We start from the raw sequence: 16,021 nt of genomic DNA on the forward strand, positions 1-16,021 counted from the left end.
AATGGTCTAGAAGTTCAACTTAAAGCCTGTAAGGTAAAGAGCAGAGATCGGGTAGTTTCCTTTATCCAATCCTCTTGAAGAAACACCATTACCGGCAGCTTCAGGATCATAACCTTCGTAGTTTGTAAATGTGATAGGGTTTTGTGCTGAAACATAAAATCTACAATTGGTCATACCCAAGCGCTTCGTTACTCTTTTTGGTAGTGTGTAGCCTATCTGAATGTTTTTCAAGCGTAAATATGAACCATCTTCTAACCAAAGGTCAGTGTATGCTCTGAAGTTATCGTGTTCTTTTGTAGTTCCTCTCCACGCAGGAGTATCTGAGTTAGGATTAGCTCTGTTCCAAGTGTTCACTTGATCTTGGTGTCTTCCTTCTGAGTAAGCCATTGCTTTAGAACCGTTCATTACTTTATGACCGATAGCAGCGTACCAATGCATCATAAAATCAAAACCTTTCCAACCAATATTGACAATAAAACCACTTTCCCAGTTCGAGAAACCGGAGCCCATGTATACTCTATCTTCATCAGTGATAGTCCCATCATTATTAGTATCACGATAAACCAAGTCGCCCATTCGAGCATCAGGCTTGATTGCCTGATAAGCTCTTAACTGTTCCTCCGTTTTGATAACACCGTCTGTTTCGTATAAGAAAAAGGCACCTGCTTCATAACCTTCTGAAAATACTGTTACTTTCGAAGATGCACCTGCACCATTAATCAAACCAGGGTCAGTAGTATAAATAAATTGATCAGCATTTAGACTTGTGATTTCATTTTGGTTTTTAGTAAAAGTACCCGTCATGCTCCAATTAAAATCTTTCTTTCTACCCTTTACCGTAGCGGCTAATTCAAAACCTTTATTGACCATGTTACCGATGTTCATTGTCAGTTTAGAATCTGCTCCCGTTACACCAGAAGAAGGCGGTAACTGAATTGGGAATAACATATCAGACTTTTGAGTATGATAGATATCAGAAGTAATTATGATTTTATTATCAAGTAACCCTAAGTCAATACCGATGTTGTTTTGAATAGAAGTTTCCCATTGGATGTTCCCATTGGCGTAGTTTTGTTGTGCAGAACCAAAGTAAAGCGTTGGGAAACCACCCGCTCCGAAGAGGTAATCAAAACCGTTTTGAATCGTAGCTTGATCGGAATAAGGCAAGAAGCTTTGTCCCCCTACTTGACCATGGGAACCACGGATTTTAAAGTTATTGGCGACTGATCTCATCCCTTCCCAGAACTGTTCTTCAGATACATTCCAAGCAGCTGAAGCTGAAGGGAAAAATTTCCATTTTTTATCACTTGCAAATTTGGAGTTACCGTTGTAATTACCACTTACAGAGATCATATATTTACTCTTATAATCATATGTAATACGTCCTAAAGTACCGATGATATTGTATGTGTAATTATAACCGTTTGTAGCTGATGCAGCAAGTGCAGCACCGTCCAGTACTCGAATAGAATTATCGACTATACCATTTTTTCGAGCTGAAAAACTAGTGCGGCCATGTGTTTCATAAGATGATCCAATAACGGCTGAAATTTTATGATTACCCAGTTTTTTAAGATATGACAAACGTATATCAGCTGATGTTGAAGTTCTTCTCGATGATTCGTTACTGACATAAGAAGTGGCAGGGTCTGATTGGAGAATACCATCTTCATCATAATTTTCAATAAAAGGTTTGAATCTATATCTGAACTCACTCACGTTACTTACCCCTAAGTTGGAATTAAGCTTTAAGCCATCAATAATTTCAAAAGCGGCACTGATATTTCCTTGCATACGATCTCTGTCTGCAACATCTTCCATTCGCATAGTTTCCAATACACTATTCGTAACAGAAGCACCTCCACCTATATCAATCAATGCTTGATTACTATTAGGATCTAATACCGGCTTGTAAGGGTCGTATCTGATTGTTTGCGTCAATAACCCCGAACTTGTTCTTTCAATCTTTTCTGAACCGATGGCAATAGAAGAAGAGATATTCCATTTTCCTCTATCGTATCTTACACCAGCTCTACCGTTGTATCTTGAAAAGCCGGAGTTGATTAGAGGACCTCTATCGTCAAAAAATCCACCCGTTAAATTGTATGTCAATCCTTTTGAACCACCATTGATACCAATATTGTAGTTTTGAGTAGGCTGATTGTCTATGATCACTACCTTGGATAAATCTGTATTATTTTGGAAAATACTTGGGGTTCTAGGAATAGGGAGGTTTGTAGAGTTATCAAAATCATTTGCACCTCTATTTCTTTCCTTAATCATATCAAAATAAACCTGTTCAGGAGTATTCATTAATGCAATACTTGAGGTAATATTCTTGATACCATATGATGCGTCTAAAGAAACATTTAATTTACCTGCTTCTCCTTTTTTGGTAGTGATAAGAATTACACCATTAGCCCCTCTAGTACCATAGATAGCACATGAAGCAAGGTCTTTCAGAATATCCATCGATTCAATTTCTGAAGGAGCTAAACGAGGGTTTTCATTTTGAGGAATACCATCTACAACATATAGAGGTTCGGTTGCACCGGCTACATCGGAGACTGTACTTACACCACGAATTTGTACGACGGCATCAGCCCCTGGAGAACCAGAAGTAGTAACATTCACACCTGCAATTTGTCCTTGTAAAGCTTGTGTAGCATCACCAGAAATATAGGCTTCTAATGCTTCACTTTTTACGTGAGCTACGGCACCCGAAACCTCTTTCTTTTTCTGCTCACCATAACCAATCTTCACAATTTCATCGAGTATTTTAACATCAGCCTTAAGGGATACATTAATTTTGCTTTGATTACTTACAAGAATAAATTGAGTAATCATCCCGATAAAACTAAATTCCAATACTTCACCCTCTTCTACCAAGAGAGAGTACTCACCATCAAAATTAGAAACTGTTCCTTGTGTAGTACCTTTAATTCTGACATTTACGCCAGGTAAAGGGAAATTGTCATCTGCACTTATGATCTTACCCGAAATCTGTCTCGATTGAGCATTTGAGTCTACATTAATAAAGAGAAGTAGCAAGCTCATCAGAAAGAAAAGGCGATAGTCTAGCAGTTTAAATACTGTAAAATTACTTTTCATTTGTTTCATTATTCATTTCAATAAACCAATTGTTAGAGCATTTTGGGTATCTTTCTTTTCGTAAGGGCCAACATCTGTAGTGTATGAATCTATTGTTTTGTTAATACTTAAAAGTTCATTTTTTATCACTTAAATGAAGGACTTTTACGGTAAAGTTTAGCTCCCAAATATGTTCTGAATAGGAGTTTTTGTAAAAATTGTGTGTGATAAACTCGGCCTTAAAAAATCACCTTCTAAAGGTAATGTGCGTATCTTCGCTTCACTGTGCCTAATGATTTATTCGGTGTATCTACGCTTCCATAAAATGTAAATTGTACGTATAAGGCGAGTATTCAGCGGTTTATTTTAAAAAACGTGCTTTTTAATACTGATTTGGCCCTGTAAATACCTTTTGTATCTCAATGTATAATAAGTGTATTTGTCTATACATTTAAGCTATAGATAATTTTGAACAGGTACTTATGTCATTTGAATAAGAAGAAGAATAGGTAGAATACCTTGCAATTATCAATTGTAGGAGTCTAAAAAGTCAATATTAATCTATATGAGGTTGATGATTTAAAGGTTTAAAAAATTCTATCTATTACAAATGTAATCATCGAAACGCAGACCTCTAAATTCAAGTAGGTTTAGAGCACGAATACCTTTAAACATTTGTTCAAGTAGATTTTCACTTCGTTTTTTCATCAATGGAAAATGAAGAGAAGGAAACTTAAAAATAGACGCTTTGAATGGCAACATACATATTCTATGGCTCTTCATATGAATTTCAATCACTTCCATATTTAAAGAGACAAACTAATTATTCACACTCACATCCCTTTTATAGAAACTATGAATATTTGTATTGAGACTAGGACAAAAAATTATGAAGGTGATAAAGGTGAAGTGAAAGATGTAGAATGTATGAATTAGAAGTTTAGTTTAAACTATCAAAACATGCAGGGTGAATGCTTCTACCTCGCTGATATGCCTTGAACTATTTTAAGCATAATGAAATGAAAAGAAGAGATTTTTTTAAACAAACAACATTAGCAACAATAGCTGCAGGAACTGGAATTTCAGCAGTGGAAGCAAAAGAAAGAAAGGAAATCAATAGTATCTCAACCGCAAGAGAAAAAGATAATTGGTATCAAGTCGGTGAAGGAAAGAAAGGAGTTCCATCAAGAAGTAAAAAGGTAAGTTATGATGTGGTAGTAGTTGGAGCTGGAATTGCGGGAATTTGTGCAGCAGTTGCTTCGGCAAGATCTGGTGCGAAAACAGTTTTGATCAATGATAGACCGGTATTGGGTGGAAACGCCTCTTCAGAAATAAGGGTGACTGTTAATGGTGTGATGCACCTTAAGAATAAGCATAAGATAGAAAGGGAGACGGGAATTGTTGAAGAACTTTTGATAGAAAATTGGCATTATAACCCTCAAGAATCTTACCCTGTTTGGGATCATGTGGTATATGATTTTGTGACTAGGGAAGAAAATCTAGATGTAATGCTTAACACTCAAGCATTGGATGCCAATACCAAAAATGACAAGATTACAGATATATTATGTTGGCAGGCAAGCACTGAAACTTATTTTACAGTAGAAGGGAAGATGTTTTGTGATTGCTCAGGGGATGGGCTGATGGCAGCTCAAGCGGGTGCTGAATACAGAACCGGACGTGAAGGAAAAGACGAATTCAATGAATCATTTGCTCCTGATAAAGCAGACGGCTGGCAGATGGGTGCCTCGGTGATGATGATTACCAAAGATATGGGCAGACCTGTCAAGTATTACCCACCTAAATTTATGATTCCGTATGAAGCGGAAAAAATGAATAAAAGAAAGATCAAACATTTGAAAGAAGGTTTTTGGTGGGTTGAATTAGGAAGTGAATATGATATCATTGCAGACTATGAAGAAAATCGTCATAAGTTGTTGGGGTATATGCATGGTGTCTGGGATTATATTAAAAACTCCGGTGAATTTCCTGAGTCGGCGAACATTGTTTTAGATTGGGTAGGTTCTGTTCCGGGAAGAAGAGAATCGAGACGATTTATGGGGGATCATATTCTTTGTCAACCCGAAATGGAAAACAACAAACAGTTTGAAGACGCAGTGGCTTACGGTGGTTGGTCTTTTGATGAGCACTGTCCTGGCGGAATTGAAAATCCAAGTGAACCGCCATCCTACTTCCATGCACGATTTGAGGAGGTATACCAAGTACCCTTCCGATCTTTATATTCAAAAAATATCGACAACTTAATGTTTGCCGGAAGAAATGTTTCGGTGACTCACGTTGCATTATCTTCCACACGAATTCAAGCAACTTGTGGTCTGATGGGGCAGGCTATTGGTACCGCTGCAAAGATGTGTATTGACAAAAAATGGTCACCAAGACAATTAGCTCAAAAAGATATTCAATCCTTACAAGAACAATTACTCAGAGATGATGTCTACATTCCCAACAGGCCAGCCAATGATAAAAATGATTTGGCAAAAAGAGCAGACAGCATAACAGCTTCGTCTACTTCTTCGGGCAATTGTAAATTGTTAGTGGATGGCATTGGAAGAGATAAAGTAGATGAGGTACATCATTGGGAATCTGATGGAAAGAATGCTTCATTACAATTGGAATGGAATGAAAGTGTATCCATATCCAAGGTAGAATTGAAAGCCGATACCAATGTAAATCGAAATATGATGATGCATAAAAATCCTGCAAAAAATGCGAAACAAGTCACTGCCGTTCCACCCGAATTATTAAAATCTTTTGTCCTGGAAGCAAGAGTAAAAGGACAATGGAAAAGGGTAGCAGCAGTCGAAGATAATTTAACAAGGTTGATAAAACTTTCATTTGATAAAGTTTCCACTACCGCAATTCGATTGAAACTGAAAGATACTTGGGGAGCGAAAAATATTCGTTTGTATGAAATACGTTCTTATTCATAAATGATATCAGGTTCTCTTTTCAGAAGAATACATTTAAATAAAAAAGAGGGGATAATTACACATCAGTACTTCATTTTGATATTGGGTTGTATTAATGTTACTTTTGTCCCCCTAGTTAATCTATTGAAATGGTTTTTCTCCATTTAATGATGACAGATTTATCCGTGATCCCTTTTATATTTGTATCTAACATGGCAAACGAAAAGCACTCACAATTATGGCATTCAAACTATACATTATTTTATCGTTTATTTTTTGTGGAATTATATCTCCTTTTATAAAAGAGGAAGACAATACGACGACTTTCGAAAAAACATTGAATCATCCCGGATTAAAAAAAGGGGAAGACCAAACATTGACTTTTACTGTAGAGAAAACAACAGGTAAAGTTTCTTCAAAGGTTGCTTCTGTAATGTGTTATACAAATGAATGCAAGATTATCACGGTGACTTTGGAATGGGATCAATTTGGTAACTTTTTAGCCCTTAATATCCCAGAGAACCAATCTTTGGAAAAGCATTTAGATGGAAAAACAATGTCTTTTTCTCCAAAGGATTATAATAAGTTGGACCGAATTCTAAATGATAACGTGTCTATTTTGTCTGATTTAACAAAGGATGATATTTATGTTGAAGATGATGAAGAGGTAGATGGTTATTCTGGAGCTACAAAAGCCATAGTAGGAAAAAAAGATGTAGTGAAAGGGGCAACTTTAACTTGCTTTACACTTTGGCATTGGGCCAATCATCCAGAAATTCAAAAAACGATTCGCCAAAGAAGCTTAAAAGAACAAACGGAGGAAAGTCTTCAAAAAATACTTTTGAAAAATCATCCAAGTGTACCTCTATTTGCTTTACAAACAATTACGGAAAAGGATTATGAGATTGAACAATATTGGTCTTACTACCGTCGAGTTGCCAATGATTTGACAGGTAGAGAAATGAGGTCGCTTTTAAAGTTATCTGATGCAGAGCAGAAGTTGGACCTTTTTCAGCATCTAACCAATATGTCGTTGAGACGAATAGTCATTATTTCAACTTTTAGAGAAGATCATTTTACCCCACAACTATTGGATTATATCAAATTTGATAATTACCAAGAGGTCAATCTACTAATAGATTTTCTTACAGAATATAAGATCGAAAGTGAGATAATTAATCAAAAACTTATACCTCAACTTAGTAATGAAAACTTATTGATTAGTAGGGGAGTATATTGGTATTTAAGTGATTGCGAAAACTTGAATAAAAAGCAATTGAAGTTGATGAAGAAGTTTGAAAGAAAACATAAGAAGAATTTATAATCTTATTTCAACTAAGTTATCTAATAAAGTTTATCACTTCCTCATTAACCCATGACTTAATGAGGAAGTAAAGATTTCTAGTTCTTTGAAGGGTACAAATCTAAAATGCTGAACACTAAGCTATCATTAAGTTGTAAAAACTCCGTCGAAGATCACCAATCCACTATTCTAAATATTCAATTGAAAATAGCTTGCCTTATCCAATCCTAAACCCATCAAATCTGACTCCCTAAAAAGATGAAATATATTGTTTTATAAAAAATAATAAGTTTTAAAATTCAGTTGGTCAGTTGTTTATGTCTGTTTTATTCTCGGAGACAGATTGTGTACACATCGACACAAAGAAGAAAATCATTTCACTCAATTTTGATATTACCGAAAGCAAATTGCAAACGAATTTTTTCGTGTGAAATGAATTTTTAAACATAAATAGAGCAACGAAATGAACTTATTTAGACTACGATTTTTTATTCTCTCGTGCCTTCTATTATTTTTTGGCTGTACAGAAAAACAGCAAGAGCAAATAGAAGACCTCATTCCAGAATTATCACCAGTATATGAAGTGTACCAAGGGAGTGAGAAGGTCATGACAGTGACGTTGGATGAAATCATAAACCCTTCTGCTCAAGAGGATTGGGAAGTATTGAATCTTACTTTTGGGGAGACACTGACTTTCAAAGATGTGTCGACAGAAGGAGAACCAACAGGAAGGACTTGGGTTTTGAATGGTAATCAGGAAGAGATCAACACCTCAGAAGCGGTGGTCACCGTTACTTATAATGTAGAAGGAGAGCATTTGGCCGGTGAAGTTACTTTTATTAGAGAAGGAACTGATCACCCCGATGCTACAATCCAAACTGAAATTCCACTCAAAGTAAATGTTGCCGTACCAGAATTATTACCTGCTTTTAAAATAATGTACGGTGATGTTGTCCTCTATGAATTAAAAGAAGGAGAAACAGTACCTGAGGACAAACAAGGTTGGGTGGATGTAGAACTTTTAGAGGGAGAGTCACTCTCTTTTATGAATACATCGAATGTAGATTTATATACATCTACTTATTGGTTGATTGATGGAATAACGGAAGATTCTGTAAAAGGGGATAATGTAACGGTCACTTTTGAAACTGCGGGTGATTACAGTACTCATCAACTCGTGATTGAAAGAAAGGATGCACAATATCCTGATCTTAAAACAACTCTAGAAATCCCCGTGAATGTGCAGGTAATTGAAGACATTCCAGATCCATTAACCGCCGGTGTCAAGGTTTATTTATCGACTGATCTTACTACTCCTTTATATGAGATTGAAGACGGACAAGAAGGAGAAATCCAAAATTTAGAATTAGAGGAAGGAACAAGCTTAGTATTTGAAGCCTTAGCAACTGAAGGTTCAACTTTAGAGTGGTCAATTGATAACGGTGAAGCTCAAAAAGGTTCTACTTCAAGTTTTGAAGTATTATTTGATACCCCACAAGATGCCTTAACCTCTCATAGCTTAACATTAACGAAAGAAGGACATGAGAACGTGGAGATTGACATTCCATTGACAATCACTGTAAATGAGGAGATCCCAGATCCATTAACCGCCGGTATCAAGGTTTATTTATCGACTGATCTTACTACTCCTTTATATGAGATTGAAGACGGACAAGAAGGAGAAAATGAAAACTTAGAGTTGGAAGAGGGAACATCTTTGGTGTTTGAAGCCGTAGCGACTGAAGGTTCAACTTTAGAGTGGTCAATTGACAACGGTGAAGCTCAAACAGGTTCTACTTCAAGTTTTGAAGTATTATTTGATACTCCACAAGAAGCGTTAACCTCTCATAGCTTAACATTAACGAAAGAGGGACATGAGACCGTGGAGATAGAGATTCCATTGACAATTACAGTCAATCAAATTGTGCCAGAACTATTGCCGGCTTTTACAGTAATGTATGCGGATCAATTAGTGTATGAATTGAAGGAGGGAGAAGAGATTCCTGAGAATCAAGAGCAATGGGTAACAGTTGAACTGAAAGAAGGAGAGGTTTTAACGTTAACCAATAACACAAATACAGAATTGTATACAGATACTTATTGGATGTTAGACGGTGTTGAAGAAGAAACTTTGGAAGGTAAAACGGTAGAGGCAGTGTTTAAAACGGAAGGTGAATATTCTGTACATGAGTTAGTGATTGAAAGAAAAGATTCAAATTATCCTGATTTAACAGAGAAGGTGGTTATTCCAGTGAAAGTGAATGTAATCAAAGCAGAACAACCTCCAAAACCATCGGCCATACAAGTATTTTTAGCGGAGGATTTAGAAACTCCTATCTACGAAATTGAGGCAGATAAAGTGGGGGAAAGTAAGTCGATTGCAGTGGAAAATGGTACGTCTTTGGTTTTCAAAACGATGGCATCTGAAGGAGTGGAGTTGGCATGGTCAGTCAACAATGGAGCACCACAAACTGCAACAACAGCCTCATTTGAAGTATTATTTGAGCAGGATAATCCATCACTTTCAGGTCACAAGCTTACTTTATCCAAAGAAGGTTTTGAAGACGTGATAGTTCAGATTCCTTTAGCCATAGAGGTATTTACTTCGGAAGAATTGCAAGTAGCTTTTAGTATCTATAAAAATGATGATTTATCGACACCAATCCATACCCTTAATGTTGGTGAGGAAGAGGTTTCAAAAGTAATAGAAATTTCTGAGGGTGATCGATTAACGTTTGTAGATCAATCTACAGGTCAGTCAACAGGAAGAACTTGGAAAATCAATAATGGTGTAACAGAAGTGACATCAAATGAAGCTTCTTTTGAGGTGATGTATGCTACTACGGGATCAGATTTAAGCATTGCACTGATGGTGGAAAGAAAAGAGCATGAAAAATTTAAAGATGCCTCATTGGATTATAGCTCAAAAGCAACTGTTGATGTAAAACAAGTTCAAAATGAAGCAACTGTTAAAGTAGGTAAGGTGATGGACAGTGGCAGTGGCGTCATATATTTTGAGACATCGCATGATATTGCTTCATTCACGTCTGCTGATGTGTTAAATGATTTTACGGTAGGCATTCAAAATATTGAGGCTAATTATTCAACGGATAATGCAACAATTTCAGAAGTTAAGGTGGCAGAAGGGAATAACAAAAGAATAGAAATCTACCTTGTAGAAAACTACTTTAACTCAGATGATATTACTGTAGGGTATGCAGGTGACAAAATTCAATCTGCTTTAGGAGTTCCATTATCAAATTTCATTGCCGAAAATGTAGCAATGAATGGTGTAGTTTCTTATATGGATGTACCAATGTCTGGTTTTGAAACGGCAGCAGCTGAAGAAACACCGAACGAGGCCTTAGGATGGTATGTAAGTTTAAAGAATCCAAAGGAAACAGAAAAAATCGAAAGAGTAACAACAACCGCTTCTACAGGAAACGCAAGTATGCACTTTTCATTTGATCTGAACGGGTCTGGAACAAGGTCCCATAAATTCAATACTTCGAAAGCCAATAACTCATTTGCATTAGAAGAAGGTGAATATGAGATGTCCATTGATGTTTTCATTCCTCAAGCATCAAGTACAATTGATATCATCAGAACAAACATCTCTACTAATGATGATACAGTAGATCAAGATGTATTTGTCAATGTACCTTGGGATTTCAGTGAGTTCCCTAATATGAAATATGGTGAGTGGGTAACACTAAGACAGAGAATCTCTTTGAAGACAATTGCATACGGAGCAATAAAAATGAACTTCAAAGAAAATGATATGAAGTTAGACGGTTTACATGACTTCTACTTGGATAATATCCAATTGAGAAAAGTAGAAGCAAGACAGTAACTTGGTTTTATAAGTAGATTAAACCCCATCGCTTTTTAGTGGTGGGGTTTTGTTGTAGGTGTAACGTCTTAAAACAGGTTGAATAAATTATCAAAATAGCGTTCCAATCCTCTAATTGATGATCAGAACGCTATTATTTAACTATGTAAAATCAATATACTGTCTTAGAAATTGTATTGAATTATCCCTTTCAAGTAGAAAGGATTACCCGGCGTGAAATGTATTTCTTCTACAGGAGCTGTTTCATGTTGTAATCTAGATTCAGTGGCAAATTGTGTTTCATTCCACTCAACATCAAACAGGTTCTGAATCTGAATTCCGAAGCTCATTTTCTTCATTTTGTACCCCAAGTTCATATCGGTTACTGTATATCCGTGAGCTGTAATTGAATTGTCCTCATTAGCAGGGCGATCATTGATATGACGAATATTAATACCACCATATATTCCTGATTTAAACTGAAAATTCAGACCAGTGATAAATGTGAAATCAGGTGCTAAAGGAATATAATTGGCTCCTTCTGGCTCATCAATGGCACGGGCATGTGTATAGTTGACATCCACATTCCAAAACAACCATGACAAAGGTTGATAACGGTAACTTAATTCCACACCTTGACGCTTTGTTTTTCCGCTAGGTTCAACAACACCTGCATCACCTACATATACAAATTCCTGTTCCATGTACAAATACCAATAGGCCATGCTCAACAGCATTTTAGGAGTGGGCTTCCAGATATATCCTAAATCAAAACCATATGCGGCAGGCAAAATCTCTGAACCTTGTTCGGCGACAACAACTCTACTATCGTTGGAGTGAAACCCTTTACCTGATTTTAGATATAGTTGAAGCTCGTTGGTTGCATTATAAAATACATTCAAATTTGGACTGACAATGGCCTTTTTCTCTGATAATGTTTGGTAAGCCGTTACGAGTTTATCATTGTATTGGAAATTGAAATAATCAACTCTCACCGAAGGATTGAAAGTCCATTTATTGATGTCAATAAATGTCCCCACATAGGCACCAACATTGGTTTCGTTGATGTCCCCAAGTTTCATATATTCTAACGTTTCCTTTCTGTTGGCAGTGTGTGAAAGCTCGTTGTCAATACTCTGATCATTACGCAATGTAATGCCTGCTTGCCAGCTTCCGCTGAATGAGTTGGTAGTAAAAGATTTATTGTATTCACTGCTTACTCCAAAAATATTTCTACTTTCTTTTTGCTTGATTTGGTCTCCATTGACAGGGTCATCAAGGAAGAAAGTAAAGTTAGAGTACAGCTCAAAATCATATTTACTGAAATAAACTTTACTTGTTATGGATGAATTTTCATCAATGATTTTGGTATGATCTACAAGAATATTGCTTCTTGAAGTGGCTCCACCTTCTGTATCATCTATGGCCCCAAAACGAGAAATCAAACCAGAATCTACAGCACGTTGAGGTACCTGCCCTGAGGCATCCCATTTACTGTCAAAATAAGAAAATGTGACTCCTAAAAGGTCGTTGCTTGTAGGTTGACTGGTATATTTCCCTAATAGATTGACTCTATTGAAATTCTGAGGGCTCTCAAAAAATCCATCAGTAGAAAGAAATTCTGTAGCGACATAAGCATTTTGTTTTTCGCTTTCCATCAGATTAAACATCCCTAATAGCCTGTACGTCTCAAACTGTCCAGCTTCTACCTTCAAAGTGCTGTTGTCCAATCGCTGTTTAGTTCTGAAGTCTACATAACCTGCCGTAGTGAAATTCCCTCTATTTTGGTAATAAGGACCTTTTCCGAAATCGATTTTTTCTACAGTTTCCGGGATCACAAAATGAAGATCAGCATACCCTTGACCATGTGCGTGAGAGACCATATTAACGGGCATACCATCAACAGTGATATTAATATCTGTACCATGATCGAGGTCGAAACCCCTCAAAAAGATTTGCTCAGCTTTACCACCTCCTGCGTGCTGTCCAATGATAATTCCTGGGACTTTTCTTAATATATCTTGAGAGGAATTAACAGGAGTTGTTTGAATATCCACATCAGTTAAGATATGGTGAGCATCAACTTTAGATGAAATACTAACCTCTTCTAAACTCAATACTTGTTCTTTTAAAAGGATTGTAAGTGATTGATTCAAGTCCTCCAAAACTACTTGACGTGTGTAGTAACCCACCATAGATATTTGAAGTGTATCGCCAAGTGTGCAATCTTTGGATTGGAATTCCCCGTTTTGATCCGAGTGGGAATGATAACCAGTACTTTTATTGACAATATTAGCACCTGAAATACCATTTTTTTTGGCTCCGATAATTTTACCCATAATGGTTTGTGCACTTAGAGCACTACTGAATAGCAATAAAATGCAAGTCAAATAATGTATTTTCATTTGATTTTTCGTTGAAGTTTTTTGTAGTAGAATAATGTCAACGACCTATGACTTAGTTGTAGTGAAATATCGTATGACACTTTACTTATGTTTGTATATTTAGTAGATCAACAAATTGGTTACAAAAAATAAGCTCATCGAACTCTTTCGCTTAAAAAAGAGGAATATTACAAACCAATTTTCATTAAGTAATGAAATAAATATTAATGTATTGCAATTTTTTCTTTCGAAGAGAGATGATAAAACTTTGTTTGTTGTAGTTTCTTGTTGATGTGCTTTCATGAAATACCTCCTATTTGCGAAAGCTGTTTTTAAAAAGTATAGTTTTTATTGACTGATTTGATTTTGGAACATATAATTTTTTAATTTAAATAGATGAAAAGAAGTTTTAAGTTAGATACAATCAGTGCAGTTGATAGGGTATAAAAATACGCATCGAATACACTGTTATTAGTTTGGTGGCGAAAATAGTGATTTCTTTGAGAACAGAAAATGATGTTCGTAATACATTCTAAATATAAATTTGCTTTTTAATACAGTTCGTCCCTACAGAACTGAATTTTAGAAGATGATTATAAAAACCTTTGTCTTTTGATCTGTAATCAGAGAATAATTTAGCTTTTGACTTCAAAGCCATGAGTTTTTTGTTTCAAGACAAAAGCGAAGAAGAAAGAAGCTTGAAAGTAAATCCTAAAAAGGATTAGAATTAAAGTCTTTGGTTTGATGGATACATATTGGGTAGAAATGATATCTTAAAAATTTTTGTAAATACACCTATAGATACACTATTTACATGCTGATACACATCTAAAACAACAGTTTGCCCTCAATTTTGTAAGGAAATAATAAACTGAAATGGTAATGAAAAAAATCAAATTAATTTTCCTTCTATGTATGGGAGTGATATCGCCAGTAATGGCACAAGAGAAACCTAATATTGTTTTGTTGTTTGTGGATGATTATGGATGGTCAGATGTGGGCTATAGAAATGAATCATTCGTAACACCTCATTTAGATCAATTCAAAAAAGAAAGCTTAGAGTTTACTAGAGCTTATATTCCTACTCCAACATGTAGTCCGAGTAGAGCATCTTTATTGACAGGAAAGGAAGCGGCACGTTTACAGATGCCTCGTCATATTGGACATGAAATGCCTGATGGTAGTAATACAAAAGAGTTTGGATTATGGTCGATTGATCCAGCCAAAAGAGGATCAAGAAACTGGCTGCCATTGGAAGAGGTAACTTATGCAGAAAAGCTGAAAGAGTATGGCTACTATAATGCCTTTTTAGGAAAATGGCATTTGGGACATGAAACTTTTCACCCTATTCACCAAGGATTTGATGAGCAAATAGGCGTCAGCAATTTTGGTCACCCCAAAAGCTATTATGCACCATTCTTTAAAGACAAAAATGCTTACCAAGAATTCAACGATCAGCCGGACGTTTACCTTACGGAAGTCATGACCGATACAGCAGTGCATTTCTTGGAAAATTATAATAAACCGCAACCTTTTATGATGACCCTTTGGTACTATACCGTACACGGACCTCATATTGGTAAAAAAGAATTGGTGCAGAAATATATTGATCAAGGCATGTCACCAAAATATGCGGAATATCACGCCATGGTAGAAAGTATGGATAAATCTGTAGGAACTATTTTAAAGACCTTAAAACGTTTGAAGATGGACGAAAATACCGTAGTCATCATCACTTCAGACCAAGGGAGTTTCTTTGAAAATACACCACTAGCAGGTGGAAAAAGACAGAATACTTTAGGGGAAGGCGGAGCAAGAGTACCGATGATGATTAAATATCCATCCGTCACAAAAGCTGGAACAGAATACTCAAAACCAATTCAAACTATCGATATTTTCCCAACATTAATGGAAATCGCTTCAGGGCAAACTTACAAAGACAGCAATATTCAAGGAAAAAGCTTGATGCCTGCCTTAAAGGGTAAAAGCATGAAAAAGAGAAACCTTTATTTTATGAGAAGCTACGAAGATCAGTATGCGGCCATTATGCAAGAGGATTGGAAGTTGGTAAAATACCATTCTGGAAAATTTGAGCTATTCAATGTGGTAGAGGACATTTCTGAAGAGCACGATAAAATTGATGTAGAAACGAAAAGAGCATCAAAGATGAAGGCAGCGTTGTTGGAATGGGAAAATGAAGTGTACGCGGGATGGAAAGAAGTAACGTCAGAAAATAGCCACCTATTTAAGGTGAATAAAAAGAAAGCGAAGGACAAAGGAATTAAATAAAAAACGATTAGAAAATGTGGTTCTGTAGTGGTTCGTAAGCCACAAGGCATTGTGGCTCTACAGAGCAGTATCCTTTCAATTTTATCTACTCAATTCAATTGAAAGGCAACCAATGTAGGGGCTGTCGCAAAACTAAGATTTGAATAAATAATCATTATGTTTAACTTATAACATAATGATTATTTACTATGCT

General features: G+C 36.1%; 6 protein-coding genes. 4 read left to right on the forward strand and 2 right to left on the reverse strand.

Annotation, left to right across the window (positions count from 1 at the left end; all coding sequences use genetic code 11):
* Positions 1 to 6 precede the first annotated feature (6 nt).
* Complete coding sequence (locus IC221_RS19035) at positions 7 to 3,111, reverse strand: TonB-dependent receptor (protein ID WP_188170484.1); 3,105 nt, start codon at positions 3,109 to 3,111, stop codon at positions 7 to 9.
* 998 nt (positions 3,112 to 4,109) lie between these two features.
* Between IC221_RS19035 and IC221_RS19040 the strand changes: the two genes are divergently transcribed.
* The 3 genes from IC221_RS19040 to IC221_RS19050 all read left to right on the forward strand — a co-directional run bounded on the left by IC221_RS19040 (position 4,110) and on the right by IC221_RS19050 (position 11,176).
* Positions 4,110 to 6,041, forward strand: a complete 1,932-nt coding sequence (locus tag IC221_RS19040; RefSeq protein ID WP_188170485.1) for an FAD-dependent oxidoreductase — start codon at positions 4,110 to 4,112, stop codon at positions 6,039 to 6,041.
* Positions 6,042 to 6,258: 217 nt separating this feature from the next.
* Positions 6,259 to 7,344, forward strand: coding sequence for a hypothetical protein (locus IC221_RS19045; protein ID WP_188170486.1), 1,086 nt, complete (start codon positions 6,259 to 6,261; stop codon positions 7,342 to 7,344).
* Between the two features lie 442 nt (positions 7,345 to 7,786).
* On the forward strand, positions 7,787 to 11,176 hold the full coding sequence (locus IC221_RS19050) for a hypothetical protein (protein ID WP_188170487.1): 3,390 nt from the start codon (positions 7,787 to 7,789) through the stop codon (positions 11,174 to 11,176).
* A 164-nt stretch (positions 11,177 to 11,340) separates the two neighbouring features.
* Here the strand turns inward: IC221_RS19050 and IC221_RS19055 are convergent, their stop codons facing one another.
* Entirely contained in the window at positions 11,341 to 13,560 is a 2,220-nt protein-coding gene (locus IC221_RS19055) for a TonB-dependent receptor (RefSeq protein ID WP_188170488.1), read from the reverse strand.
* Positions 13,561 to 14,421: 861 nt separating this feature from the next.
* On the opposite strand from IC221_RS19055, the gene IC221_RS19060 reads away from it, so the two are divergent.
* Positions 14,422 to 15,828: a sulfatase gene (locus tag IC221_RS19060; RefSeq protein WP_188170489.1), complete on the forward strand. Its 1,407-nt coding sequence runs from the start codon at positions 14,422 to 14,424 to the stop codon at positions 15,826 to 15,828.
* Positions 15,829 to 16,021 lie beyond the last annotated feature (193 nt).

This window comes from Flammeovirga sp. EKP202, from assembly GCF_014534745.1.
GTDB lineage: Bacteria > Bacteroidota > Bacteroidia > Cytophagales > Flammeovirgaceae > Flammeovirga.